The sequence below is a fragment of the Azospirillum sp. genome (assembly GCF_035627195.1).
GTDB lineage: Bacteria > Pseudomonadota > Alphaproteobacteria > Azospirillales > Azospirillaceae > Azospirillum.
Genome location: NZ_DASPMG010000088.1, coordinates 1 through 24,685, shown reverse-complemented (window position 1 = coordinate 24,685; position 24,685 = coordinate 1). Strand labels below are relative to the sequence as shown.

24 protein-coding genes and 1 pseudogene are annotated in these 24,685 nt (G+C 71.2%); 11 read left to right on the top strand and 14 right to left on the bottom strand.

The features are described 5' to 3' along the window. The 3 genes and pseudogenes from VED21_RS07910 to VED21_RS07900 all read right to left on the bottom strand — a co-directional run. Positions 1–299, bottom strand: a pseudogene (locus VED21_RS07910) (ATP-binding protein); the annotation flags it as partial. After that, complete coding sequence (locus tag VED21_RS07905) at positions 296–955, bottom strand: response regulator transcription factor (protein WP_324881786.1); 660 nt, start codon at positions 953–955, stop codon at positions 296–298. The pseudogene VED21_RS07910 and the gene VED21_RS07905, both read right to left, overlap by 4 nt. A gap of 4 nt (positions 956–959) precedes the next feature. Beyond that, positions 960–1,307: a PepSY domain-containing protein gene (locus VED21_RS07900; protein ID WP_324881785.1), complete on the bottom strand. Its 348-nt coding sequence runs from the start codon at positions 1,305–1,307 to the stop codon at positions 960–962. Positions 1,308–1,459: 152 nt separating this feature from the next. Here VED21_RS07900 and VED21_RS07895 point away from each other — a divergent pair, with 152 nt between their 5' ends. Next, positions 1,460–2,515, top strand: coding sequence for a DMT family transporter (locus tag VED21_RS07895; RefSeq protein WP_324881784.1), 1,056 nt, complete (start codon positions 1,460–1,462; stop codon positions 2,513–2,515). Between the two features lie 10 nt (positions 2,516–2,525). On the opposite strand, the gene VED21_RS07890 is transcribed toward VED21_RS07895, so the two are convergent. The 3 genes from VED21_RS07890 to VED21_RS07880 form a co-directional block, all read right to left on the bottom strand. Further along, complete coding sequence (locus tag VED21_RS07890; protein WP_324881783.1) at positions 2,526–5,066, bottom strand: response regulator; 2,541 nt, start codon at positions 5,064–5,066, stop codon at positions 2,526–2,528. Between the two features lie 124 nt (positions 5,067–5,190). Then, a complete protein-coding gene (gene aac(6'), locus VED21_RS07885) occupies positions 5,191–5,643 on the bottom strand; it encodes an aminoglycoside 6'-N-acetyltransferase (RefSeq protein WP_324881782.1) in 453 nt (150 codons plus the stop codon). Between the two features lie 148 nt (positions 5,644–5,791). Further along, on the bottom strand, positions 5,792–7,102 hold the full coding sequence (locus VED21_RS07880; protein WP_324881781.1) for a sensor histidine kinase: 1,311 nt from the start codon (positions 7,100–7,102) through the stop codon (positions 5,792–5,794). 77 nt (positions 7,103–7,179) lie between these two features. Here VED21_RS07880 and VED21_RS07875 point away from each other — a divergent pair, with 77 nt between their 5' ends. After that, complete coding sequence (locus tag VED21_RS07875; protein WP_324881780.1) at positions 7,180–7,560, top strand: response regulator; 381 nt, start codon at positions 7,180–7,182, stop codon at positions 7,558–7,560. Here VED21_RS07875 and gcvA read toward each other — a convergent pair. Next, positions 7,557–8,498, bottom strand: a complete 942-nt coding sequence (gcvA, locus tag VED21_RS07870; RefSeq protein ID WP_324881779.1) for a transcriptional regulator GcvA — start codon at positions 8,496–8,498, stop codon at positions 7,557–7,559. The genes VED21_RS07875 and gcvA overlap by 4 nt on opposite strands. A gap of 200 nt (positions 8,499–8,698) precedes the next feature. Between gcvA and VED21_RS07865 the strand changes: the two genes are divergently transcribed. The 9 genes from VED21_RS07865 (at position 8,699) to tkt (ending at position 18,070) form a co-directional block, all read left to right on the top strand. Further along, complete coding sequence (locus tag VED21_RS07865) at positions 8,699–9,448, top strand: SDR family NAD(P)-dependent oxidoreductase (RefSeq protein ID WP_324881778.1); 750 nt, start codon at positions 8,699–8,701, stop codon at positions 9,446–9,448. Positions 9,449–9,462: 14 nt separating this feature from the next. Beyond that, positions 9,463–10,308 (top strand): transketolase, encoded by an 846-nt coding sequence (locus VED21_RS07860; protein ID WP_324881777.1) that lies wholly within the window; start codon positions 9,463–9,465, stop codon positions 10,306–10,308. Further along, a complete protein-coding gene (locus tag VED21_RS07855; RefSeq protein ID WP_324881776.1) occupies positions 10,305–11,297 on the top strand; it encodes a transketolase family protein in 993 nt (330 codons plus the stop codon). The genes VED21_RS07860 and VED21_RS07855 overlap by 4 nt, the downstream gene beginning before the upstream one ends. Before the next feature lie 51 nt (positions 11,298–11,348). Beyond that, positions 11,349–12,329 carry a TRAP transporter substrate-binding protein gene (locus tag VED21_RS07850; RefSeq protein ID WP_324881775.1) on the top strand — a complete coding sequence of 327 codons (981 nt, stop codon included), beginning with the start codon at positions 11,349–11,351 and terminating at the stop codon, positions 12,327–12,329. Continuing rightward, positions 12,329–12,889, top strand: coding sequence for a TRAP transporter small permease (locus VED21_RS07845; RefSeq protein ID WP_324881774.1), 561 nt, complete (start codon positions 12,329–12,331; stop codon positions 12,887–12,889). Before VED21_RS07850 ends, VED21_RS07845 begins: the two co-directional genes overlap by 1 nt. Continuing rightward, positions 12,886–14,145, top strand: coding sequence for a TRAP transporter large permease (locus VED21_RS07840; protein ID WP_324881773.1), 1,260 nt, complete (start codon positions 12,886–12,888; stop codon positions 14,143–14,145). Before VED21_RS07845 ends, VED21_RS07840 begins: the two co-directional genes overlap by 4 nt. A gap of 26 nt (positions 14,146–14,171) precedes the next feature. Next, on the top strand, positions 14,172–15,059 hold the full coding sequence (locus VED21_RS07835; protein WP_324881772.1) for an NAD(P)-dependent oxidoreductase: 888 nt from the start codon (positions 14,172–14,174) through the stop codon (positions 15,057–15,059). 63 nt (positions 15,060–15,122) lie between these two features. Next, positions 15,123–16,082 (top strand): D-2-hydroxyacid dehydrogenase, encoded by a 960-nt coding sequence (locus VED21_RS07830; RefSeq protein ID WP_324881771.1) that lies wholly within the window; start codon positions 15,123–15,125, stop codon positions 16,080–16,082. A gap of 14 nt (positions 16,083–16,096) precedes the next feature. Continuing rightward, a complete protein-coding gene (gene tkt / locus VED21_RS07825; protein ID WP_324881770.1) occupies positions 16,097–18,070 on the top strand; it encodes a transketolase in 1,974 nt (657 codons plus the stop codon). Between the two features lie 33 nt (positions 18,071–18,103). Here the strand turns inward: tkt and VED21_RS07820 are convergent, their stop codons facing one another. The 7 genes from VED21_RS07820 to VED21_RS07790 form a co-directional block, all read right to left on the bottom strand. Next, a complete protein-coding gene (locus VED21_RS07820; protein ID WP_324881769.1) occupies positions 18,104–18,397 on the bottom strand; it encodes a GYD domain-containing protein in 294 nt (97 codons plus the stop codon). Between the two features lie 39 nt (positions 18,398–18,436). After that, on the bottom strand, positions 18,437–19,105 hold the full coding sequence (locus VED21_RS07815) for a hypothetical protein (protein ID WP_324881768.1): 669 nt from the start codon (positions 19,103–19,105) through the stop codon (positions 18,437–18,439). A gap of 13 nt (positions 19,106–19,118) precedes the next feature. Beyond that, positions 19,119–20,528 carry a selenium-binding family protein gene (locus tag VED21_RS07810; protein ID WP_324881767.1) on the bottom strand — a complete coding sequence of 470 codons (1,410 nt, stop codon included), beginning with the start codon at positions 20,526–20,528 and terminating at the stop codon, positions 19,119–19,121. 146 nt (positions 20,529–20,674) lie between these two features. Beyond that, positions 20,675–21,907: a M20/M25/M40 family metallo-hydrolase gene (locus VED21_RS07805; RefSeq protein ID WP_324881766.1), complete on the bottom strand. Its 1,233-nt coding sequence runs from the start codon at positions 21,905–21,907 to the stop codon at positions 20,675–20,677. Next, positions 21,904–23,139, bottom strand: coding sequence for an allantoate amidohydrolase (locus VED21_RS07800; RefSeq protein WP_324881765.1), 1,236 nt, complete (start codon positions 23,137–23,139; stop codon positions 21,904–21,906). Before VED21_RS07800 ends, VED21_RS07805 begins: the two co-directional genes overlap by 4 nt. After that, entirely contained in the window at positions 23,136–24,080 is a 945-nt protein-coding gene (puuE, locus tag VED21_RS07795; protein WP_414638164.1) for an allantoinase PuuE, read from the bottom strand. Before puuE ends, VED21_RS07800 begins: the two co-directional genes overlap by 4 nt. Next, positions 24,077–24,685: aspartate/glutamate racemase family protein (locus VED21_RS07790; protein WP_324881764.1), on the bottom strand; the 609-nt coding region annotated here is incomplete at its 5' end. The genes VED21_RS07790 and puuE, both read right to left, overlap by 4 nt.

The following is a 24,685-nucleotide window of genomic DNA, read 5'->3' as shown; positions in this document are numbered from 1 at the left end:
GAGCGGGAGCGCAGGGCCGACTCGCCGGTGCCGACCTGCCAGTACAGGCCCGACAGCGGCCGGCGGAAGCGTGGGTCGCTCAGCGGCTGGCGCACGGCCGGGCGGCCGGCCGCATCCTCCTCCAGCAGGGCGACCAGCTGTTCCAGGTGGGTGGCCAGTTCGGCCTCGAAGCGGCGGCGGACGTGGTCCTGGAACAGGCCGGACAGGATGAAGCCGGCCACCGCCAGCGCCAGCGCGATCCAGACCGCCGCGCCCGCCAGCAGGCGGAAGCGCAGCGAGCCCGTGCCGGCGCGGATCAAGGTTCGTCCACCCGGTAGCCGAGCCCGCGCACCGTCTTGATGACGTCCACGCCCAGCTTGCGGCGCAGGCGCCCGACGAACACCTCCACCGTGTTGGAATCGCGGTCGAAGTCCTGGGCGTAGACGTGCTCGATCAGTTCGGTGCGCGACACGACCTGCCCCTTGCGGTGCATGAGGTAGGACAGCACCCGGTACTCGTAGGCCGTCAGCTCCACCGGCGCCCCGCTCACGGTGACGCGGCCGGTGCGGGTGTCGAGCACCACGCCGCCGCAGGCGATCTCCGCGCTGGCGTGACCCTTGGCGCGGCGGATCAGCGCCCGGACGCGGGCCAGCAGCTCCTCCATGTTGAAGGGCTTGGCGAGGTAGTCGTCGGCCCCGGCGTCGATGCCCTGCACCTTCTCCGTCCACGCCCCGCGCGCGGTGAGGATCAGCACCGGCGTGCCCACTCCGTCCCGCCGCCACGCGCGCAGAACCGACAGCCCGTCCACCTTCGGCAGGCCCAGGTCCAGGATGACGGCGTCGTACGGCTCGGTCTGGCCGAGGAACTGCCCCTCCTCGCCGTCCGCCGCCAGATCGACGGCGTAGCCCTCCCCCTCCAGCCGCTGGACCAGCTGGCGGCCCAGCTCCGGCGAGTCTTCGACGACCAGCACGCGCATGGCGTCACCTCCGCTCCTCGTGATTCCGGTGGCGGCCCTTGACGCGCAGCAGGTCACCGGTGGCGGCATCATACTCCAGCTTCAGGATGCGGCCGTCCGCCGTCATCACCTTCAGCTCATAGCGCAGGGCGTCGTCCTCGTCCTCCAGTTCCACGTCCAGGACGTCGCCGCCGAACGCCGTGCGGGCCTTCTCGACGATCCGCTCCAGCGGCAGGGCGCGGCCGTCGCGCACGGCGTCGCGCGCCCGGTCCTGGTCCTCGTCGGCCGAGGCGCCGCCGCACGCCCCCAGCCACACGGCGGCGAGCAGCCCGCCGAGCACGACCGAAAGGGCGACGCCGCGTGACCTGTGCACCGGAAACTCCTGCAACGATGGCCCGCCGCCGGGCACCCACGGAAGGCAGCATAACGCCGCGAGCATGAACCGGCGCTGAACACCCTTGTCCTCTGTTGAGGACGATTTCAAGGATCGTTGACCTGCGAAACGGCGTCGGGACGGCGGGCACCATGAGCGACCGGTGGCGGGGCATCGCGTACGCGCTTCTCTCGGCCGTGCTGTTCGGTGCCAGCACGCCGCTGGCCAAGGCGTTGCTGGGCGAAGCCGACCCGTGGATGCTCGCCGGGCTGCTGTACCTTGCGTCCGGCCTGGGGCTCGGCGTGGTCCGCTACGCCCGCCGGATGCGGGGTGGGCCGCCGCCGGAGGCGCCACTGACCCGCCGGGACCTGCCGTGGCTGGGTGCCGTCATCCTGTCCGGCGGCATCGCCGGCCCGGTGTTGCTGATGATCGGGCTGGGCACGACGCCGGCCTCCACGGCCGCGTTGCTGCTGAACCTGGAAGGGCTGTTCACGCTGGGCATCGCCTGGGTGGTGTTCCGCGAGAACGTCGACCGGCGCATCGCGCTGGGTGCGGCGGCGATCCTGGCCGGAGCCCTGCTGCTGGCATGGAGCGGCGGGCCGGAGGGCATCGGCTGGGGCGCCATGGCCATCGCCGGGGCCTGCCTCGCCTGGGGCATCGACAACAACCTGACCCGCAAGCTCGCATCCGCCGACCCGCTGCAGATCGCCATGATCAAGGGCCGCGTGGCGGGTGCGGTCAACGTGGCGCTGGCGCTCTCGGCCGGTGCCGCGCTGCCGGCGCCCGCAGCACTGCTCGGGACGGCGGCTGTGGGCTTTCTCGGCTACGGCGTCAGCCTGGTGCTGTTCGTCCTGGCGCTGCGGCACCTCGGCACCGCCAGGACCGGGGCGTACTTCTCGCTGGCCCCCTTCGCCGGGGCGGTGATCGCCATCACCGCGTTCGGGGAGCCGGTGACGGAGCGCTTCGTGGCGGCGGCCGTGCTGATGGGCATCGGGCTGTACCTGCACCTCGCCGAGCGGCACGAGCACCGGCACCGGCACGATCCCGTGCGCCACGAGCACCGGCACACCCATGACGAGCACCACCGGCACAGCCACGAGGGCTGGGAAGGACCGGAGCCGCACAGCCACCCGCACGCGCACGCGCCGCTGGACCACGCTCACCCGCATGCTCCGGACCTCCACCACCGCCATCGCCATCGCCATTGAGTGAGGCGTCCTACCCCGCCGTCTCCCGCGTCAGGCTGATGGCCTCGGCCAGCGCGCGCTGCAGGCCTTCGCGGCTGTAGGGCTTCGGCAGGGTGGCGGCACCCGGGTGTGAAAAGCCGGCATAGCCGGTGGCCATCACCACCGCGATGCCGGGCTTGCGCCGCCGCGCCTCGTCCGCCAGGTCGCTGCCCGACATGCCGGGCAGGCCCACGTCGGTCAACAGCACGTCCACCGTCTGTCCTGCCACCGCCCGCCCGGCCAGCGCCGCCAGCGCCTCCTCCGCGTCGGCCGCCTCCAGCGTGTGATGGCCCAGGTCGTCCAGCATCTCCAGCGTGGTCAGGCGGATCAGCGCGTCGTCCTCGACCACCAGGACCGACAGCCGTGCGGGCGGGGCCGGCGCCACGGCGCCGGGATCCGCCTGGGCCGGCGCGTCCAGCACGTGGCGCAGCTTGGTGGCCAGCGCCTCGCGGCTGTAGGGCTTGCTGAGCAGCGACACGCCTTCGTCCAGGCGGCCGTGGTGGACGATGGCGTTGGCAGTGTAGCCGGAGGTGAACAGCACCCTCAGGTCCGGGCAGACCTCCTGCGCGCGGCGCGCGAAGTCGCGCGTATTGATCGATCCGGGCATGACCACGTCGGTGAACAGCAGGTCCGCCCTGGCGCCGCTCTCCAGGAGGTTCAGCGCGGATTCCGCGTTCGTCGCCTCGATGGTGCGGTAGCCCAGCGAGCGCACCAGCGCCACGGCGGCGGCGCGCACGTCGGGGTCGTCCTCCACCACCAGCACCCGCTCGGTGCCGCCGCGCACCTCGGCCGTGCGGGCGTGCTGCTCCTGCTCCGTGGCCTTCACGCGCGGCAGGTAGATCTTGACCGTCGTGCCCTGCCCCACCTCGCTGTAGATCTTCACGTGCCCGCCCGACTGCTTGACGAAGCCGTGGATCATGCTGAGCCCCAGGCCGGTCCCCTCGCCCGCCGGCTTGGTGGTGAAGAACGGCTCGAACACGCGCTCCAGCACGTCGGGCGGCATGCCCGCACCGGTGTCGCTGACGGCCACCAGCACGTACTGGCCGGCCGTCACCTCGGCGTGGCGGGCGGCGTAGGCCTCGTCCAGCTCGGCGTTGCCCGCCTCGATGGTCAGCTTTCCGCGGCCCTGCATGGCGTCGCGCGCGTTGACCGCCAGGTTCAGGATGGCGTTCTCCAGCTGGCTCAGGTCGACGCTGGTGTTCCACAGGCCGCCGGCGACGATCGTCTCGATCTCGATGGATTCGCCCAGCGTGCGGCGCAGCAGGTCGGTCATGGTCTGCACGACGCGGCCGAGGTTGACGACCGTCGGGCTGAGCGGCTGGCGCCGCGCGAAGGCCAGCAGCCGCGCCGCCAGCGTCGCCGCGCGGTCCACGCCGGCCAGCGCGTTGCCGACCAGCGACAGCGCGTCGCCGTCCAGCGCCCGCCCGCGCAGCAGCTGCAGGTTCGCGCCGATGACCTGAAGGTGGTTGTTGAAGTCGTGCGCGATGCCGCCGGTCAGCTGCCCGACCGCCTCCAGCTTCTGCGACTGGCGCAGCGCGAATTCCGCCACCTCGCGCCGCTGCACCTCGGCGCGCAGCTCGGCGTAGGCGGCCAGTTCGCCGCGCGCCCGGCGCAGCGCCACCCCGGCCGTGACGGCGAGCGCCAGCCCGGCCAGCAGCGTCAGCCCCACCAGCGGGCCGGTGTTGCGCAGCCAGGTCACGAGGATGGCCGAGGTCTCGATGCCCGCGCTGACGTACACGTCGTGCCCGCCGACCGGACGCACCACGTGCAGCCGCTCGACCCCGTCCAGCACCGACGTGGTGCGGTAGGTGCCGCCCCGCGGCGAGGCGGCGACGGTGCGCATGAAGCCGCTGTCGCGCTCCATCGCCGCGACGCCGGTGGTCGTCTCCGGCTCGCGCAGCAGCACGGTGCCGTCGCCGCGCGCCACGGTGACGGAACGTCCCCCGGACTCGCCCAGCGTGCGGAAGAAGTCGACCAGCGGGGCGACCGGCAGGGCCGACAGGACGATGCCGCCGAAGGCGCCGTCGGCGCCCTGGATCCGGCGGGCGAAGGGAAGGATGGTGACGCCGGTGACGCGGTCCGTCACCGGCCGGGCGATCAGGGTAGGCGGGCCGCCGTCGCGCAACGCCTTGAAATAGGCGCGGTCGGCGAAGGAGAGGTCCGGCTGGACCCGGTCGACGCTGCTGGCGATCGGCCGTCCGTCCGGGTCGATCACCGTCAGCGCCGACAGCTCGGGCGAATCCGACACGAAACGGACGAGCATCGCGTTCAGCGCGTCCGGCGTCGGCGGGCGGTCGGGGCTGCCGGCCGTCAGGCGGGACGCCGCGCGCGACGTGGCGAAGACGTGGATTTGCAGGAGTGCGCGCAGATGGTCGGCCAGCACGCGCGCGCTGCGGTCCGCCACCGCCTCCGCCTCGTGCTGCGCCTGCGCGTACCCCTGCCAGCCCAGCGCGCACGCCAGCACGGCGGGCGCCACCACCGCCGCGATCAGCAGCCGCTTCAAGGCCCTGGGGGTACCCCCAAGCTCCTTCATGTCGGATATCCACACGTCCTCGAAACCGAGACGCAGGCATAGCCTAAGGTTGTGCCCGGCGCCATTCGTCGGGACGTCGTATTCCGTTCCGGAGCTGGGCCCATTCAGCGGGTGCTGTGGGGCGTCACCCCCGGCCCAGCGTGCGGCGGAAATAGACCACCCGCTCGGTCTCCTCGAAGCCGAGCGCCCGGTGCATCCCGTGGGAGCCGCGGTTGCGGATGTCCGCGTCGGAAGCGAGTTCCGAACAGCCCAGCCCCACTGCCCACGCCTCGACCGCCTGGACCAGGAGGCGGGCAACGCCGCACCGGCGTTTCCCGGGGAGCACGTAGATGCCTTCCAGGAAGGCGACCGGCGACGTCTCGCACCCATTGACATAGTCGTGCCGCAACGTGGCTTCCGCGAACCCGGCAACCGTGCCCCGGGCGTTGTACGCCAGGAAGGCGACCGCCCGGTCCGGCGTGCCGAGCAGGGCCGCGGCCTCCTCCCGGTGCGCGGATTCCGTCGCCTGCGGCCACAGCGCGCGGCGCAGGGCGGCCCAGTCCTCCAGCATCCCGGGCGTGGCTTTCTCGATGCGCATGCCGCCTCCAAACAAAAGGGCCGCGCCCGAAGGCGCGGCCCAGACCGCGACCCGTTGCGGCGCCCCGGCAGCCGCGAGATGTAGTCAAGCCCGCGCCGCCGCCAAGAGGGGGGCCGGCCGCCGCGCCGGCCCTTCCCGCGGGACGCGGTCAACCCCCGTAGGACAGCGTGAACGTCGTGCCCTGGCCGCCGGCGATGTCGACGCGGCCGCCCACCTGCTTGGCGATGGCCTGCACGAGCCGCAGCCCCGTCCCGTTGCCCGGCGTCGCCGGTGCACCCACGCCGTCGTCGCGCACCGCCAGCACGCCGGGCTGCCCGCCGTGCGGCCGCCGGAAGGTCACGACCACGTGGCCCGCCGCGCCGCCGGGGAAGGCGTGCTTGAGCGCGTTGCCCAGCGCCTCCGTGGCGATCAGGCCCAGCGGGATGGCGGTGTCCAGGTGAACCGGCGCCCCATCGGCCGCGACCGCCACCGACACCCGGCCGGCAACGCCGAAGCTGTCCACCAGCGCGTCGCAGAGTGCCCGCAGATAGCGGCCGAAGTCGATCTCGCTGGTCGCCTCGTGCTGGTAGAGCGCCTCGTGCACCAGGCTCATGGCGGTGACGCGGCGCAGCGTGTCGTTGAACGCCTCGCGGATCGATACGTCGGAGGAGCGCAGGGCCTTCAGCGTCAGCAGGCTGTTGATGATCTGCAGGTTGTTCTTGACGCGATGGTGCACCTCGCGCAGCAGCACGTCCTTGTCGGCCACGGCGCGTTCGAGGTTCGCGGTCGTCTGCTGAAGCACGGCCAGGGCGGCGCTGAGGTCGGCCGTGCGCGCCTCCACCCGCCGCTCCAACTCCTCGTTGGCGCGGCGCAGCTCCTCCTTCGCGCGCTTCAGCGCGCCGTTCTCGATGAGCGTCCAGTCGCCGTGCCGGCGGGCCAGCGCGAACTGGTGGTTCTTCACCACGTCCATGACGTCGCCGGCCGAACTCTTCGCCAGGCAATAGCTGCACAGCGCGAGCACCCGGTGGTCGCAGAAGCAGTCGTTGACCTTCTCCTCGTACTCGGTGAAGGAGTCCCAGTCCTCGGCCTCCAGGAAATAGGTGTTCCCGGTGAGGCGGAAGCCGTCGTAGCCGCGCGCCAGCGCCTGCTCCTTGCGCCGGATCCAGCCGGCGATCACCTCGTCCGCGCCCAGCTTGCCGGTGCGCAGGTACCAGTCGCCGTGGTCGACGATCTCGATCTGCCCCTTCTTCAGCCGCGCGTCGGCGTCGGGGACGGCGTTGCGCAGTGCGTCCAGCGCCTCGTGCGCGCGCAGCGGCGGCGAGGTCACCCACATGCACTGCTCGTTGGCATCCAGCCCGGCCTTGAAGTAGGGCACCAGCGTATCGACCAGATCATCCGCCGTTTCGTAAAATTGGCAGAAGTGGCTTCCCCACGGTATGCTGCCCACAGCCGGGATTCCCGTGTTGGCCAGTTCGCTCATCTTCACCCTCCGCGTTTTGGCAAGGGTAGTCGCCCACGGGCGTGCAAGGAAACTCCACTTAGTAGGTAGCGTCTTCTATGACCCTGGGCATCCTGATCGTCGAAGACGAAGCGGTCGTGGCGCTTGCCAGCGCGGAGATCGTCAGCATGATGGGCTACACCGTCGTCGGCCCGGCCGAGAGCTGCGGCGAGGCGCTGTCCCTGGCGGCGGAGGCGCCGCCGGCCCTGGCCCTGGTCGACATCCGCATCCACGGCGACGCCGACGGGATCGAAACCGCCCGCCTCCTGCGCGAGCGGTTCGGCTGCCCGATCATCTTCGTCACCGGCCAGAACGACCCGTCCACCCGCGCGCGGGCCGAGGCCTTCGGCCCGGCCTACTACCTGCGCAAGCCCTACACCCCCGACCAGCTGGCCGAGGCGATCGGCGCCGCGCTGGACCCGGAATTGGGCCGGAACTAAGGCGCCGGGCGCGGTGGCCGCCCGTCGAGGACCTGCTCCTCCCACCGGCGCGCCTTCTTCAGCTCGTCGAACAGCCATTCGCGGAAGGCGCGGATCTTCGGCAGGTCGGCGGTGGACTTCAGCGTCACCAGGCCGTGCCCTTGCGCCTTCATCCCCGCCGTCTGGAACGGCACCACCAGCCTGCCGGACAGCAGCTCCCGCTCCGCCAGCAGGATGCTGTCCAGGCAGACGCCCAGCCCGTCCACCGCGGCGCTGATCGCCATGAAGGAACGGTCGAAGCGCGGCCCCCGCTCCAGGTCCAGCTGCACCTTGCGGTGCCGCCGCGCCCAGTCGCGCCAGCCCAGGATGTTGATCTCCGAATGGATCAGCGTGTGCTGGCCCAGATCCTCCGGCCGGCGGATGGGCTTGAGGCCGTTGGCGAGTGCGGGTGAGCACATCGGCACGATGGTGTCTTCCGGAAACGGCACCAGCACCGCGCCGGCGGGTGCCGGGCCGGGGTTGTAGCGGATGTCCACGTCCACCGCCCCCTGGGCGAGGTCGGCCGGCGCCACCGAGGCGTGCAGGCGGATGTCGATGCCCGGATGCAGGTCCTGGAACCGCGTCAGCCGGGGCATCAGCCACTGCGTGGCGAAGCTGGGCGTGGAATGGACGGTCAGGATGGCGCCGCCGCTGACCGTGGCGACCGCCTGCGTCGCCGCGTCGATGCGGGCGAAGGCGGCCGTGACCTCGGCCGCGTAGACGCGTCCGGCGTCGGTCAGCGCCACCGACCGGTGCACGCGGTGGAAAAGCCGGACACCCAGCTGCTCCTCCAGCAGTTTCACCTGATGGCTTACCGCGGAAGGCGTAACGGCCAGATCCTCTGCTGCAAGCGCGAAGGATCCAAGCCGGGCAGCAGCCTCAAACGCCTGCACAGCCTTGATGGAGACCCGTTTCCGCATTGCAGCATTCACATGAATTCAGCTCATCGATAGGCGATCTTATTCATTTGTCAGATTCACTTCAACGGAATACCGTTCTGTCAGCGATCAGCAGGACGGACAATCCGCCGCCGACCGCAAGCCACAAACCCCGAACGCCACGCCGCGGCCCCATCGCCGCCACGGGCGGGTGTTGTCAAAAGTTCTCATAAGGAGAGGAAATGCTGCTTTCCAACAAGGTGTGCGTGATCACCGGGGCGGCCTCGCGCCGCGGCATCGGCCGCGCCACCGCCCGGCTGTTCGCCCTGCACGGCGGCCGCGCTATCATCCTCGACCTCGACGGCGAGCAGGCCGCGTCCGCCGCCGCCGAACTGGGCGAGGCGCACCGCGGCCTGCGCTGCGACGTCACCGACAAGGCGTCCTGCTTCACGGCGATCGAGCGCGTGGTGGCCGAATTCGGCCGGGTGGACGTGCTGGTCAACAACGCCGGCATCACCCAGCCGCTGCGCTTCATGGACATCGCGCCCGAGAACTACGACGCCGTCATGGACGTCAGCCTGCGCGGCACGCTGTACATGAGCCAGGCCGTGCTGCCGCACATGCGCGAGCGGCGTTCCGGCTCCATCGTCTGCATGTCGTCGGTGTCGGCACAGCGCGGCGGCGGCATCTTCGGCGGCCCGCACTACAGCGCCGCCAAGGCCGGCGTACTGGGCCTCGCCAAGGCGCTGGCGCGGGAAGCCGGGCCGGACAACGTGCGCGTCAACTCCATCACCCCCGGCCTGATCCAGACCGACATCACCGGCGGCAAGCTGACCGACGACCTCAAGGCCGAGATCCTGAAGGGCATCCCGCTCAACCGCCTGGGCGACGCCGACGACGTGGCGCGGGCCTGCCTGTTCCTGGCGTCCGAGCTGTCGTCCTACATCACCGGCGCCACGATCGACGTCAACGGCGGCATGCTGATCCACTGACCCCGGAGAGAACCGTGGACACCACCCCCCTCGGCCACAACGTTGCCCTGTCCGAACGCGCCTATCGCATCCGCCGCAACGCCGTGCGGATGGGCGAGGTGCAGGGCCAGGGCTACATCGGCCAGGCGCTGGACATCGCCGACGTGCTGGCCACCGCCTACTTCCACGCCATGCGCTACCGCGCGCAAGACCCGAAGTGGGAGGAGCGCGACCGCTTCCTGCTCTCCAACGGGCACTACGCCATCGCCCTCTACGCCGCGCTGATCGAGGCCGGGATCATCCCGGAGGAAGAGCTGGAGACCTACGGCAGCGACGGCAGCCGGCTGCCCATGTCGGGCATGGCCAGCTACACGCCGGGCATGGAGATGTCGGGCGGCTCGCTGGGCCTGGGCCTGAGCATCGCCGTCGGCATGGGTCTGGCGCTGAAGCGCAAGGGCTCCGCCTCCCGCGTCTACACGCTGTTCTCCGACGGCGAACTGGACGAAGGCTCGGTGTGGGAGGCGATCATGTCGGCCGCCCACTGGAAGCTCGACAACCTCGTCGGCATCATCGACGTCAACAACCAGCAGGCCGACGGCCCCTCCACCCAGGTCATGGCGTTCGAGCCGCTGGTCGACAAGCTTCAGGCCTTCGGCTGGTTCGTCCAGCGCGTCGACGGCAACGACCTGGACGCCGTGGTCGCCGCCTTCGACGCCGCCCGCGACCACGCCGAACCCAAGCCCCGCATGATCGTCTGCGACACCCGCATGGGCTGCGGCGTCCCGTTCCTGGAGGCCCGCGAGAAGAACCACTTCATCCGCGTCGATGCGCACGAATGGCAGCTTGCCCTGGAAGCGCTGGACGCGGGGAGGACCGCATGAGCACCGCAACCAAGCCCCGCCTGACTACCTCGGCCATGATCGCCTCGATAGCATCCGAGGGGCAGCGCACCAAGCCCGCGCCCTTCGGCCACGCCCTGGTCGAGCTGGCCCGGTCCCGGCCGGAGATCGTCGGCATGACCGCCGATCTGGCCAAGTACACCGACCTGCACATCTTCGCCAAGGAATACCCGGACCGCTTCTACCAGATGGGCATGGCGGAGCAGCTGCTGATGGGGGCGGCGGCCGGCATGGCGCACGAGGGGATGATGCCCTTCGCCACCACCTACGCCGTCTTCGCCTCGCGCCGCGCCTACGACTTCATCCATCAGACGATCGCCGAGGAGGACCTGAACGTAAAGATCGTCTGCGCCCTGCCCGGCCTCACCTCCGGCTACGGCCCCAGCCACCAGGCGACCGAGGATCTGGCACTGCTGCGCGCCATGCCGAACATGACGGTGATCGACCCCTGCGACGCGCACGAGATCGAGCAGGCGGTCCCGGCCATGGCCGCGCACAAGGGCCCCGTCTACATGCGCCTGCTGCGCGGTCAGGTGCCGCTGGTGCTGGACGAGTACGACTACCGCTTCGAACTGGGCAAGGCGAAGCTGATCCGCGACGGGGCGGACGTGCTGATCGTCTCCTCCGGCATCATGACGATGCGGGCGCTGGAGGTGGCCAAGGCGCTGGAGGCCGACAAGGTCGCCGCCGCGGTGCTGCACGTGCCCACCATCAAGCCGCTGGACACCGAAACCATCCTGCGGGAGGCCGGCCGCACCGGGCGCATGGTGGTGGTCGCCGAGAACCACTCGGTCGTCGGCGGCCTGGGCGAGGCGGTGGCGGGCCTTCTGCTGCGCTCCGGCGTGACGCCGGTGTTCCGTCACATCGGCCTGCCGGACGAGTTCCTGGCCGCCGGCGCCCTGCCCACCCTGCACGACCGCTACGGCATCTCCACCACGGTGATGACCGACCGCATCAAAAGCTGGCTCTGACGCGACCACCAACCAACCAATCAACCGCCAACCAATCAACCGGAGGAAACGATGAACAAGACCCTTCTCATGCTGGCCGTCGGCGCCACGCTCGCGGCGTCGCCGGCCTGGGCGCAGCAGACCCTGCGCCTCGCCCACAACGCCGCCCCCGGCAACCCGAAGGCCGAGGCGTCGCTGAAGTTCGCCGAGCTGGTGGCGCAGAAGACCAGCGGGCGGGTGAAGGTGGAGGTCGGCGGCAGCGCCCAGTACGGCGACGACGTCGAGGCGCTGACCAGCATGCGCCTTGGCACGCTGGCCTTCAGCGCCAACTCGCAGGGCACGACGTCCGGCGTGGTGCCGCAGTTCGCGATCCTGGGCCTGCCCTTCCTGTTCCAGGAGCTGCCGCAGGCCTGGAAGGTGCTGGACGGCCCGGTCGGCAAGAAGCTGGGCGACCATGCCAGGGAGAAGGGGCTGGTCCTGCTGGCGCTGTGGGACAACGGCATCCGCCACACCAGCAACAACGTCCGCCCGATCACCAAGCCCGAGGATCTGGCCGGCGTGAAGGTCCGCACCCCGCCCGACCCGATCACCGTGGACATCTTCAAGGCGCTGGGCGCCAACCCGACGCCGATGGCCTTCTCCGAGCTTTACATCGCGCTCCAGCAGGGTGTGGTGGACGGGCAGGAGAACCCGCTGATGAACATCCACTCCTCCAAGCTGCACGAGGTGCAGAAGTTCGTCTCGCTGACCGGGCACAAATACGAATCCACCCCGCTGCTCGCCAGCAAGATGGTGTTCGACACCCTGTCCAAGCCGGACCAGAAGGCGGTGCTGGACGCCGCGGCGGAGGCCGGCAAGCTGAACCGCGAGCTGTCGCAGAAGGCCGACACCGAGCTGCGCGGCAAGATGGAAGCCGCCGGCGTGAAGTTCAACACGGTCGACGCCGCCCCCTTCATGGCCAAGACCAAGCCCGTCTACGACAAGTGGCAGTCGCAGTTCCCCGAACTGGTGACCCTGGTCCAGCAGGAGGCCGCGGCCGCGGCCAAGCCGTGATGGACATCCCGCACGAGCGCGCGATGACGGGGGCGGGCGTGCCCGCCTCCCTCATCCACCTGGCGGACACGGCCATCACCGTCGCCGCCACCATCGCCGCCGTCGGGTCGCTGGTCCTGCTCTTCCTGTCCCTGAGCGCGGAGGTCGTCGTCCGCTATCTGACGACGCAGGGGCTGGGCTGGCCGTCGGAGATGCCGAACATCCTGTTCCCCTGGCTGGTCATGGGCGGCATCGTCCTGGCTGCCCAGCACGGGGCGCACATCTCCGTCACCCTGGTCCTCGACTGGCTGGGCCGGAACGCGGCGCGCGCGCTGCTGCTGGGCATGCAGGTGGTGGTCGCGGCGACCTTCTTCTATCTCGCCTGGATCGGCATGGCCGTCATCGAGATCACCGGGACCGAGGTTTACCCGGTGACCGGGATCTCGGCCCGCTGGGCCTACCTCTCCCTCATCGCCGGGTTCGTCGGTGTCGGGCTGACCGCGCTGACCACCTTCGCCCGGCTCCTGGTCGCCGACGACCCCCGGTCCGTACGGGCGCACGTCGCGGAGGAAGAACTATGACGCTGGTCATGATCGCCGTCTTCGGCGCCCTGCTGCTGCTGGCCTTCCCGGTTGGCTACGCGCTGGTCATCAGCTCCGGCGCCGCCGTCATGACGATGGGCGCGGTGCCCACCGTCATCGCCGTGGTGAAGCTGTTCCAGCCGACGCAGAGCTTCCCGCTGCTCGCCATCCCCTTCTTCATCCTGTCCGGCGCCCTCATGATGAGCGGCACGCTGGGCCAGAAGCTGGTGCGCTTCGCCGCCGCCCTGGTCGGGCGCTTCCCCGGCGGGCTGACGCAGGTCACCGTCGTCGGCTCCACCATCTTCGGCGGCGTCTCCGGCTCCGCCGTGGCCGAGGCGTCGGCGCTGGGCTCCATGCTGATCCCCTGGCAGAAGCGCGAAGGCTACCCGGCCGCCTTCGGCGCCGCCACCACCGCGTCGTCGTCGGTGATCGCCGGCCTGATCCCGCCGTCGATCCCGCTGATCCTCTTCGCGGCGGTGTCCAACGCCTCCATCGCTTCGCTGTTCCTGGCCGGCATCCTGCCGGGGCTGATGCTGGCGGCGGGCATGATGCTGGTCTGCTACGTCAGCGGACGCGTGCGCAACTTCCCGCTGCTGGCCGGCACCGGCGGCCTGAAGGCCATCGCCGCGGCCACGCTCGCCGCCCTGCCGGCGCTGCTGATGCCGGTGTTCATCCTGGTGCTGCTGCGCTTCGGCATCGCCACGCCGACGGAGGTGAGCGTCATCGCGGTCGCCTACGCGATCCTGGTCAGCGTGCTGATCTACCGCGACCTGACGGTGAGGCGCGTCTACGCCGCGCTGGTCGGCACGGTCATCACCACGGGCGTGGTCATGCTGGTGATCGCCGCCTCCAACCTCGTCGGCTACGTGCTGATCACCGAGGCGATCCCCAACGCCGTGGCGGAATACGCGCAGACCGTGCTGCAGGAACGCTGGCTGATCGTGCTGGCGATGAACCTGATCATGCTGGTGGTCGGCATGTTCCTCGACCTGCCGGCGGCCATCCTGCTGCTCGGCCCGACCTTCGTCACCGTGGGCACGGTCATCGGCATGGACCTGATCCAGCTGGGCATCATGATGGCGGTGAACCTGTCGATCGGCCTGTTCACGCCGCCCATCGGCACCACGCTGTTCATCTCCGCCGCCATCTCGCGCGAGCCGATCGGCGCCATCGTGAAGGAGCTGTGGCCGTTCTATCTGGTGGCGCTGGTGGTGCTGGGCCTTGTCTCCTACGTGCCGGCGTTCATCCTGTACTGAGCCAAAAAAGAAGGGGAGGAACGGGTATGAAAACGATCGGCTTCATCGGGCTGGGTTCCATGGGCATGCCCATGGCCGGCAACCTGCTCGCCAAGGGCTTTCAGGTCCGCGGCTTCGATGTGCGGGCGGAATCGGCGGCGGCGCTGGCGGACAGGGGCGGCACCCCCGCCGCCACGGCGGCCGAGGCGGCGCGCGGTGCGGATGCGCTGGTACTGATGGTGGTGAACGCGGCCCAGGCCGAGGCCGCGCTGTTCGACGGCGGCGCCCTGGAGGCGCTGCCCTCTGGCGGCGTGGTGGTGCTGATGGCGACCTGCCCGCCGGGGGCGGTGGAGGCGCTGGCGGCGCGCGTCGAGGCCGCCGGTCGGCGCTTCGTCGACGCGCCGGTGTCGGGCGGCGTGGTGGGGGCGGTGGCCGGCACGCTCACCATCATGGCGGCGGCGCCGAAGGCCACCTTCGAGGCCGCGAAGCCGGTGCTGGCCGGCATGGGCGACAAGCTGTTCCACGTCGGCGAGCGCCCCGGCCAGGGCGCCACGGTCAAGACGGTCAACCAGCTGCTGTGCGGCGTCCACATCGCCGTGGTGGCGGAGGCCTTCGCGCTGGCCGCCAAGGTGGGCGTGGACCTGGACATCCTGCTGGAGATCATGGGCGGCTCGGCGGCGTCCAGCTGGATGCTGAAGAACCGCGGGCCCCGCATGCTGGAGAGCGAGCCGGAGGTGACCAGCGCCGTGGACATCTTCGTCAAGGACCTGGGCATCGTGCTGGAGGCCGGGCGCGACGCCAAGGCGGCGCTGCCGCTGGCCGCCGTCGCGCACCAGCTGTTCCTCGCCACCTCCGGGCGCGGCGAAGGGGCGGCCGACGACAGCCAGGTCATCCGCACCTACCACGCCATGAACGGGACGAAGCGGCCGGGCTGACGCCGCCCTCCCCCGCCCGAAACCGCCCCATTCCGCCGCCCTTGCGGGCGCGAAGGAACCCCTATGCCCGAAAGCATCGTCTTCCTCGACCACGACACCCTCGGCCCCGAGGTGTCCCTGCGCCGCCCGGACCTGCCGCACGACTGGACCGCCTACGACCGCACCGCGCCCGATCAGGTGGTGGAGCGCGCCCGCGACGCCACCATCCTGGTCGTCAACAAGGTGCCGCTGCGCGAGGCGGCGCTGGAGCAGTTGCCGAAGCTGCGCTTCGTCGCCGTCGCCGCCACCGGCACCGACAATGTGGATGTGGCGGCCTGCCGGCGGCGCGGCATCGCGGTGTCCAACGTGCGCACCTACGCCGTGCACACGGTGCCGGAGCACACCTTCGCCCTGATCCTGGCGCTGCGCCGCTCGCTGATCGCCTACCGGGATTCGGTGGCCGCCGGGGAGTGGCAGCGCGGTGGGCAATTCACCCTGCTCACCCACCCCATCCGCGACCTGAACGGCGCCACGCTGGGCATCGTCGGCCGTGGCGCCATCGGGCAGGCCGTCGCCGCGCTGGGCCGGGCCTTCGGGATGACCGTGCTGTTCGCCGCCCGCAAGGACGCCCGTATTGCCGAGCCGCCCTACACCCCCTTCGCCGAGGTGCTGGCGCGCGGCGACGTGCTGAGCCTGCATTGCCCGCTCACCCCCGAAACCCGCGGCCTGCTGTCCGACGCCGAGTTCGAGCGGATGGCGCGCCGGCCGCTGGTCATCAACGCCGGCCGCGGCGGTCTGGTCGACGAAGCCGCACTGGTCCGCGCGCTGGAAGACGGCCGCATCGCCGGCGCCGCCGTGGACGCGGTGTCCGCCGAGCCGCCGCCGCCCGATCACCCCTTCATGCGCCTGACCGGCCGGCCCGACTTCATCCTCACCCCGCACGTCGGCTGGGCCAGCCGCGAGGCGCGCCAGGAAGTCGCCAACCAGGTGACGTCCTGCATCGAGGCCTTCGCCGCCGGCCGGCCCCGCAACCTCGTGTCCTGAAGGAACCCATTCGCATGACCAGCGTCGACCCCCGCCGGATGGCGAACGCGATCCGCTTCCTGTCCATGGACGCCATCGAGCGCGCCGGGGAGGGCCATCCCGGCACGCCGCTGGGCGCCGCCGACATCGTCACCGCCCTGTTCACGCGCCACCTGAAGTTCAACGCCGCCGACCCGCTGTGGTTCGACCGCGACCGCTTCGTGCAGTCGAACGGCCACGGCTCCATGCTGATCTATTCGCTGCTCCACCTCGCGGGGTACGCGAAGATGACGCTGGAGGAGATCAAGCGCTTTCGCGTGCTGGGCTCGCACTGCGCCGGCCATCCGGAGATCGACCAGGCCTGCGGCATCGAGGTGACGACCGGCCTGCTCGGCCAGGGGATCGCCAACGCCGCCGGCATGGCGCTGGCCGAGGCGTTCCTGAACAGCCGTTTCGGCGACGGCATCGTGGATCACCACACCTACGCGCTGGTCGGCGACGGCTGTTTGCAGGAGGGTGTGGGGCAGGAGGTCATCTCGCTGGCCGGGCACCTGCGCCTGGGCAAGCTGGTCTTCCTGTGGGACGACAACCGCATCACCGACGACGGCGCCATCGACCTCGCCCTGTCCGACGACATGCCCGCCCGCTTCCGCGCCAGCCACTGGCACGTGCAGGAGGTGGACGGCCACGACATCGGGGCCGTGGCGTCCGCCATCGCCGCGGCCAAGCGGGACCCGCGCCCGTCGATGATCGCCTGCACCACCGCCATCGGCCGCGGCCTGCCGCACGAGGCCACCCGCGCCGCCCACAGCGCCCGCCTGTTCAAGGAGCACACCGACGCCGCGCGCCGCACGCTCGACTGGCCCCACCCGCCCTTCGAGACCCCGGCGGACGTCCTTCAGGCGTGGCGCGACGCCGGCCGGCGCGCGGTGCCGGAGCACGCGGCATGGCAGGCCCGCGTCGCCGCCCTGCCGCCGGAGAAGCGTCGGGAGTTCGACCGCCTGCGCGAAGGGCGCCTGCCCGACGGCTGGAAGGACGCGCTCGCCACCTACAAGCGCCGCGCGGCGGAGAGCGGGCACAGCGACCACGGCTACAAGATCTCCGGCGACATCGCCGACCTCCTGGCCGAGGCGATCCCCGAAATGCTCTCCGGCGCGCCGGACCTGGAGGGGGCGACGCTGCACAAGCGCGGCCTGCCGGCCTTCACGGCGGACGACCGCGCCGGCCGCTACGTCCACTACGGCGTGCGCGAGCACGTCATGGGGTCGATGCTGAACGGCATGGCGGCGCACGGCGGCGTGGTGCCCAGCGGCATCACCTACCTGGTGTTCTCCGACTACGAACGGCCGGCGATCCGCATGGCGGCGTTGATGGGCCTGCCGGTGAAGTTCGTGTTCAGCCACGATTCCATCGGCATCGGCACCAACGGCCCGACGCACCAGCCGGTGGAGTTCCTGGCCGCGTTGCGCGCCATCCCCAACCTGCTGGTCCTGCGCCCCGCCGACGCCGTCGAGGCGGCGGAATGCTGGGAGATCGCCATGGAACACCGCAGCGGCCCCGTCGCCCTGGTCTTCTCCCGCCAGCCGCTGGAGGCGGCGCGCCGCGACACGGACACGAACCGCTGCCGCCGCGGTGCCTACGTGCTGGCCAAGGCCGAGGGCGGCCCGCGCCGCGCGACGCTGCTCGCCACCGGGTCGGAGGTCGCCATCGCCCTGGAGGCCCGCGCGCTGCTCCAGGCCGGGGGCATTCCCACCGCCGTGGTCTCGATGCCCTGCTGGGAGCTGTTCGAACGGCAGGATGCCGCCTACCGCGCGCAGGTCATCGACCGGGGCACGGCGCGCGTCGCGGTCGAGGCCGCCGTCCGCCAGGGCTGGGACCGCTGGATCGGCGAGGACGGCGGCTTCGTCGGCATGGACGGCTTCGGCGCGTCGGGACCCGCGCCGGATCTCTACGCCCACTTCGGCATCACGGCGGCGCGCGTGGCCGCGCAGGTCCGCGAACGGCTCTGACCCGGTTCCCGCGCGCCTGCCCCGGGGATCCCCTTACCCCAGGGAAGCGATGATCTCGCGGTAGGCGCGCTCCGGGAACGCCTTCAAGGTCTTGGTCCGCACGTTGCCGAGCGAGCCCAGCATCAGCGCGAAGCGCGCGGCGACCGCGTCGTCCGGCGCCTCGTACAGGCCGACCAGGTCGTACTCGCCCATCGTCATGTGCAGGCTGTGGAACTCGCCGCCCATCTCCTTCAGCGCGGCCCGCGCCGCGTCGAGGCGCTTGGGCGAATCCCGCACGTTGCGAACGCCCTGGTCGGTCCAGCTCATCAGCATGATGTACGTGGTCATGGTTTCCTCCCTTGCTATTGTTCAGGGCACCGGAACCGGTCACCCCAGGAGGAGGATCGCCGCCCCGGTGCCGATCAGCGCACCCGCCCACAGAAGATCGAAGTTGACCCAGCCGCGCCGCAGGATGCCCAGGCCCACGGTGTCGAACACCACCAGCGCCACGGCCGCGATCACCGCCAGCATCGCCGCCATGTGCACCAGCACCACGGCCAGCCCGGCGGCCAGGGACCCCAGCGCCGCGACGGTGCCGGTCATCGCCGCCCCCGGCCCGCACAGCGACAGCGCCAGCATCTGCGCCGGCGCCAGCATGCCCAGCAGCAGCGGCAGCACCATCAGCCCGGCGCCGTGCGCCGAGGCCATCAGGAACGACCACAGCGCCAGCCCGGCGAAGCCCGCGCGCATGCCGACGCGCACCCGGTGGCGGTAGCCCCGCACCAGCCGCCAGACGCCGAACCCGATCAGCGCGCCGGCGGCGGCCCCCTCCGGCAGGCCTGGTGCTGCGACCAGCTGGAGCATCCCGAAGCCGGCGACCACCAGCAGCACCGACAGCGCGTGCCCCAGCGCAATGGGCGGCAGCGCCTTCATCACCGCCCCGCGCCGTCCTTCCTGAAGGCCCAGCGCCACGGCGAAGAGCCAGCCCATGGCTGGGTTGACCCCATGGAAGGCGCCGAGCCCCGCCAGCGCCAGCCACTGCCAAATGTCGGTCATGGCCAAATGTCGGTCATGGATAGCAGTAGGAGTCCGAGGAGGCGTCGCCGCCCTCCAGCCGGATCTGGTGCCCGCGGTAGCCGTCGTCGAAGCGCAGGAAGAACCGCTCGTCGACGCTGAGGCCGCCGTCCGGCGTGGCGTCCAGCTTCACCATCCAGCTCTTGATGCCGTCCGGGTAGAACTGCTCGTCCCAACTCCGGTACAGCGAGTTGGTGAAGTAGACCCGCGTGCCGTCGCGGCTGACCTCCACCATCTGCGGCCCGCCGTTCAGGTCGCCGTCGCCGCCGGGATGCCGCGCGCGAGCGACGATCCCGCCCAGCCGGACGGAGCCGGTCAGCTTCGGCTGGAACGGGTCGGACACGTCGTAGCGCCGCATCTCCCCCGTGCCCCAGCACGACACGTAGAGCCAGCGGTCGTCCAGCGACAGGTCGATGTCGGTGACCAGCGGCGGCACCGCCTTGAAGTCCTTCAGCATGGGCGGCAGCTGGTCCGCCTCCGCCGGTTCGGCCGGGATGTCGATGATCTTGCGCATCGCCCACTGCCCGCCCGCCCCTTGGGTGCCGTCGCGGTGCCACAGCCAGATCGACGACGACAGGTCCTTCAGGTTGACCACGCAGTTCATGAAGCCGTGCGCCTTGGTCGGGTCGTGCGCCGGGCGCAGTTCCAGCGCCAGCTGGTATTCGGGGCCGAGGTCGATGGTCTGCACGTGCCGGCGCCGGCGCAGGTCCCAGAAATGCACCTGGTGGCCGTACTTGGCGCCCAGCAGCAACTCCGGGTTCAGCCCGTCCTCGATCATGTCGGGCGTGCCCCACTCGCTGGTGATCATCGTGTCCTGGCCCAGGTGCCACCAGACGTCGTAGGCGAGGTACTGCGGCCCGCGGTCCAGCTCCCACTGGCCCAGCACGTCGAAGGTGTCGTGGTCCATCAGGAACACGCCGCCCGGCCCGCCGCCGCGGCCGTTGCCCAGCGCGCTGACGTAGATGCCCTCCGGCCCGCAGTGCAGCGTGTGGGGGCGCGAGTAGTCGGCGCGCGCCGCCAGCTCCTCCGGCTCGATCACCTTGACGATCTTCGGGCTGGCCGGGTCGGCCTTGGTGTCGATGACGTGGATGCGCGAGGAGCGCAGCCCCGGCACGATCAGGTAGCGCCGCTCCACGTGCGGGTGCGGCGCGTAGGGGCAGAGCGCCGAGCTGCAGGCGTTCCAGCCGAAGTGGTGCAGTTCGTCGCCCGCGTTCGGCATGTCGACGCGGTTTAGGATCCGCCCGTAGGTGGATGAGCCGGGATCGACGTCGACGACGCCCAGCGCGTCGGGCCGCGCCGCACCGTCGGCGTTCAGCATCGCCACATAGGCCAGCCGCTCGGGCGGGGCCTGCATGGCCATGCGCGGGGACGGGTAGAAGCTGGGATCGGGTGTCCAGGTTGCCATGGGAAATCCTCCCAAGCCGGCGTGCACCGATCCTGGGAGCATAGCGCGGGCCGACGAAGGACAGACCGAAGCAAGCGGCGTGGCGCCTCTTTCAAAAGAAGCGCCGTTCACCCCCTATTTACGTCCGCATCACTGACGACGCGAACTCACACCGCAAGAAGATCGCGCAGCGTGAGCGCCACCACCTCCGTTGCCTTGCGCAGGTCGGACAGCGGCAGCCGTTCGTCGGCGCGGTGGGCGTTGGCCTCCTCGATGGTGCGGGGGCCGGCGCCGTACAGCACGATGGGCACGCCGGCCGCCGCGTAGTGGCGGGCGTCGGTGTAGAGCGGCACGCCCTTGGCCGCCACCGCCTCCCCCATGATGCGGCTGGCGTGGGCGCACAGGCTGTCGGCCAGTTTGTCCGTGCCGGGCAGCGGGGTCAGCGGCTCGGCCAGCAGGATGCGCCGCACCTCCACGCGCGCCGCCGGGAAGGCCTTGGCGGCGTCGGCGATGACGGCGCGCAACCCTGTTTCCACCGCCGCCGGGGTCTCCTCCGGGATCATGCGGCGGTCCAGGCGCAGGGTGACACGGTCGGGCACCACGTTGGTGTTGATGCCGCCCTTGATCAGCCCGACGGTGAGTTGCGGCGAGCCGATGCCCGGCACCGCCGACACCGTGCCGGCGAAACTCTTGCGGTGGGCGTACAGCGCGTTCAGCACCCCCGTCGCCGCCTCCAGCGCGTCGATGCCGGTGGACGGCAGGGCGGCGTGGGCGGACTTGCCGTTCACCTCCACCTCCAGGTGCAGGCAGCCGTTGTGCGCGGTGACGACCCCGTAGCTGAAGCCGGCGCCAATGGCGAAGTCCGGCTTCGAGATGCCCTCGTCCAGCAGCCACTTCGGCCCGATCTCGCCGCCCGCCTCCTCGTCGTAGGTCAGGTGCAGCTCGACCGTACCCTTCAGGTCGCCGCCGGCCGCGATCAGCGCCTTCAGGGCGAACGCATAGGTGGCGAAGTCGGACTTGGACACGGCCACGCCGCGCCCGTACATCCAGCCGTCCACCACGTCGGCGCCATAGGGATCGCGGGTCCAGCCCTCGCCCGGCGGCACCACGTCGCCGTGCGCGTTCAGCGCCACCACGGGGCCCCCATCAGAAATATTGGCCCCGAAGCGGTGCCGGACCACGAGGTTGACGGCGCTGACCATGCCGTTGGCGCGCACCAGCTCAATCGGCACGCGGTGCCGCTCGACGGTGAAGCCCATGCCCTCCAGCAGCTCCGCCGCCCGTTCGGCGTGCGCCGCGCAGTCGCCCGGCGGGTTGTCGGAGGGCACCTTGACCAGTTCGGCCAGGAAGCGGGTTTCGGCGTCGAAGGCGGCGTCGATCGCCTGGGAAAGATCGGTCATGGGGTCACGTCCGTGAAGGTCTCGACGAAGCGGAAAAGGACACGGGCGCCGGCCTCGGCGTCCTCGGCAGTGACGCTTTCCGCGGGGTTGTGGCTGATGCCGCGCTCGCAGCGGACGAACAGCATGGCGACGGGGGCGAGCGGCGTCAGCGCCATGGCGTCGTGCCCGGCGCCGCTGGGCAGTTCGGGGGCGTCCAGCCCCTCCGCCTTCGCCGCGGCGGCGAACTGCGCCATCAGCGCCGGGTGGCAGGCGACGGCCGGGCTGTCGTGCAGAACCTCCGTGGCGATGGTGACGCCCCGGCGTTCGGCGATGGCGTGCAGGCGCTCCAGCAGGGCCGCTTGCCGCTCGGCCCGCACCGGGTCGGTGTCGGCGCGCAGGTCGATGGTGAAGCGCACCCGGCCGGGGATGACGTTGGTCGCCCCCGGCATCGCCTCGATCCGGCCGACGGTGCCGACCAGCCGGTCGCGGCCGGCGGCCGTCTCCTCCACCGCCAGCACCATCTCCGCCGCCGCGGCCAGCGCGTCGCGGCGCAGCGCCATGGGCACGGTGCCGGCGTGCCCGGCGGTGCCGGTCACGGTGACCGCCATGCGGGTGGCCCCGGCGATGGCGGTGACGACGCCCACCGGCTGGCCCAGCGATTCCAGCACCGGCCCCTGCTCGATGTGCAACTCCGCGTAGGCCAGCACGTCCTGCGGCCGGCGGGCGGCCGTGGGGATGGCGGCGGGGTCCAGGCCGAAGGCGCGCATGGCGTCCGCCAGCGTGACGCCATCGGCGTCGCGTGCGTCCAGCACCGCCGGGTCGAAGGTCCCGGCCACGGCGCGGCTGCCGATCAGGGTGGACTGGAAACGCGTCCCCTCCTCGTCGGCGAAGCCGACGACCTCCACCGCGAAGGGCAACCGGCGGCCCTGCCGGTTCAGCTCCGCCACCACGGCGATGGCGGAGACGACGCCCAGCATGCCGTCGTACTTCCCCGCGTCCCGCACCGTGTCGAGATGGGAGCCGAGCAGCAGCGCCGGCCCTCTCGGCGCCTCGCCCTCGTACCGGCCGATGACGTTGCCGACCGCGTCCTCCGCCACCGCCATGCCCGCCTCGCGCATCCAGCCGGCGACGAGGTCGCTGGCGCGGCGGTGCTCCGGCGTCAGGTACAGCCGGGTCAGCCGGCCGGGCTCCGCGGTGATGGCGGCCAGCGCGTCGATGCGGTCCAGCAGCGCGGCACCGGACAGCGCCGTCATGCCTTCACCGTGTACGGATGCTCGTCCATCCAGTGGCGCGCGATGTCCAGCCGGGTGGCGACCCACACCCTCTCGTGCCCGCGCACGTAATCCAGGAACCGCGCCAGCGCCGCCGCCCGGCCCGGACGGCCGACAAGGCGGCAGTGCAGGCCCACCGACAGCATCTTCGGCCGCGTGGCGCCCTCGGCGTACAGCACGTCGAAGCTGTCCTTCAAATAGGCGAAGAACTGGTCGCCGGAGTTGAAGCCCTGCGCGCTGGCGAAGCGCATGTCGTTGGCGTCCAGCGTGTAGGGAACGATCAGCTGCGGCCGCCCGTGCGAATCGTCCCAGTACGGCAGATCGTCGGCGTAGGAATCGGCGTCGTAGACGAAGCCCCCCTCTTCCGACACCAGCCGCCGCGTGTTGGGGCTGCAGCGGCCGAGGTACCAGCCCAGCGGGCGCGACCCGGTGACGCGCGCGTGCACCTCGATGGCGCGCATCATGTGCTCGCGCTCGACGTCTTCCGGGATGTGCTGGTAGTCGATCCAGCGGTAGCCGTGCGTGGCGATCTCCCAGCCCGCGTCCTTCATGGCGGCCACGGCGTCCGGGTTGCGCTCCAGCGCCATGGCGACGCCGTAGACGGTGACCGGCATGGCGCGTTCGGTGAACATCCGGTGCAGCCGCCAGAACCCGGCGCGCGAGCCGTATTCGTAGATCGACTCCATGTTGACGTGCCGCATGCCCGGAATGGGCTGGGCGCCGACGATCTCCGACAGGAAGGCTTCCGAGGCGGCGTCGCCGTGCAGGACGCAGTTCTCCCCGCCCTCCTCGTAGTTGATGACGAACTGCACCGCCACGCGCGCCCCGCCCGGCCAGTTGGCGTGCGGCGGCTCGGCCCCATAGCCGATCATGTCGCGGGGATAGCCTTCGGCCATTTCGTTCTCCTCCCGACGGTTCTTCATGTGGGCGCGAAGCGCTCCAGGAGGCCAGTGTAGGCCTTCGGGCGCGGCGCTGCATAGCCCAGCGCCTTCGACGTGCGCAGGCCCAGCGTCGCCAGCCCCTCCACCAGCTTCACCGCGCAGGCCACCCCATCCACCACCGGCAGCCCGTGCGCGGCCGACAGCGCGGCGGCAAGGTCGGCCATGCCGGCGCAGCCCAGCACGATGGCCTCCGCCCCGTCCTCCCGCTTGGCCAACTCGATGGTCTCGTCGATGCGGCGGCGGGCGTCGCTGCCCGCGTCCTCCAGCGCCAGCACCGGCACTTCGGAGGCGCGGACGCGCGCGCAGCGGCGGTCCAGCCCGTACTTCATCAGGTTGTGCTCGATCGCCGGGACCGAGCGGTTCAGGGTGGTGACCACCGTGAAGCGCCCGGCGATCAGGCTCGCCATGTGGAACGCCGCCTCGCCGATGCCGACGACCGGCGCACGGGCAAGGCTGCGCGCCGCCTCCAGCCCGGTGTCGTCGAAGCAGGCGATGACGTGCCCGTCCACGCCCGCCGCTTCGCCCCGCGCGATCTCCTCCAGCAGGCCCGGCACGGCGAACGCCTCGTCGTAATAGCCCTCGATCGA

What these genes read in the sequence shown, in the direction of transcription:
- VED21_RS07840 (WP_324881773.1), top strand. Translation starts at nt 12,886, where the DNA reads ATGACGCTGGTCATGATCGCCGTCTTCGGCGCCCTGCTGCTGCTGGCC.
- VED21_RS07830 (WP_324881771.1), top strand. Translation starts at nt 15,123, where the DNA reads ATGCCCGAAAGCATCGTCTTCCTCGACCACGACACCCTCGGCCCCGAG.
- VED21_RS07855 (WP_324881776.1), top strand. Translation starts at nt 10,305, where the DNA reads ATGAGCACCGCAACCAAGCCCCGCCTGACTACCTCGGCCATGATCGCC.
- VED21_RS07810 (WP_324881767.1), bottom strand. Translation starts at nt 20,528, where the DNA reads ATGGCAACCTGGACACCCGATCCCAGCTTCTACCCGTCCCCGCGCATG.
- gcvA (WP_324881779.1), bottom strand. Translation starts at nt 8,498, where the DNA reads ATGCGGAAACGGGTCTCCATCAAGGCTGTGCAGGCGTTTGAGGCTGCT.
- VED21_RS07880 (WP_324881781.1), bottom strand. Translation starts at nt 7,102, where the DNA reads ATGAGCGAACTGGCCAACACGGGAATCCCGGCTGTGGGCAGCATACCG.
- puuE (WP_414638164.1), bottom strand. Translation starts at nt 24,080, where the DNA reads ATGAAGAACCGTCGGGAGGAGAACGAAATGGCCGAAGGCTATCCCCGC.
- VED21_RS07845 (WP_324881774.1), top strand. Translation starts at nt 12,329, where the DNA reads ATGGACATCCCGCACGAGCGCGCGATGACGGGGGCGGGCGTGCCCGCC.
- tkt (WP_324881770.1), top strand. Translation starts at nt 16,097, where the DNA reads ATGACCAGCGTCGACCCCCGCCGGATGGCGAACGCGATCCGCTTCCTG.
- VED21_RS07815 (WP_324881768.1), bottom strand. Translation starts at nt 19,105, where the DNA reads ATGACCGACATTTGGCAGTGGCTGGCGCTGGCGGGGCTCGGCGCCTTC.
- VED21_RS07835 (WP_324881772.1), top strand. Translation starts at nt 14,172, where the DNA reads ATGAAAACGATCGGCTTCATCGGGCTGGGTTCCATGGGCATGCCCATG.
- VED21_RS07905 (WP_324881786.1), bottom strand. Translation starts at nt 955, where the DNA reads ATGCGCGTGCTGGTCGTCGAAGACTCGCCGGAGCTGGGCCGCCAGCTG.
- VED21_RS07805 (WP_324881766.1), bottom strand. Translation starts at nt 21,907, where the DNA reads ATGACCGATCTTTCCCAGGCGATCGACGCCGCCTTCGACGCCGAAACC.
- VED21_RS07800 (WP_324881765.1), bottom strand. Translation starts at nt 23,139, where the DNA reads ATGACGGCGCTGTCCGGTGCCGCGCTGCTGGACCGCATCGACGCGCTG.
- VED21_RS07895 (WP_324881784.1), top strand. Translation starts at nt 1,460, where the DNA reads ATGAGCGACCGGTGGCGGGGCATCGCGTACGCGCTTCTCTCGGCCGTG.
- VED21_RS07875 (WP_324881780.1), top strand. Translation starts at nt 7,180, where the DNA reads ATGACCCTGGGCATCCTGATCGTCGAAGACGAAGCGGTCGTGGCGCTT.
- VED21_RS07820 (WP_324881769.1), bottom strand. Translation starts at nt 18,397, where the DNA reads ATGACCACGTACATCATGCTGATGAGCTGGACCGACCAGGGCGTTCGC.
- VED21_RS07850 (WP_324881775.1), top strand. Translation starts at nt 11,349, where the DNA reads ATGAACAAGACCCTTCTCATGCTGGCCGTCGGCGCCACGCTCGCGGCG.
- VED21_RS07865 (WP_324881778.1), top strand. Translation starts at nt 8,699, where the DNA reads ATGCTGCTTTCCAACAAGGTGTGCGTGATCACCGGGGCGGCCTCGCGC.
- VED21_RS07890 (WP_324881783.1), bottom strand. Translation starts at nt 5,066, where the DNA reads ATGAAGGAGCTTGGGGGTACCCCCAGGGCCTTGAAGCGGCTGCTGATC.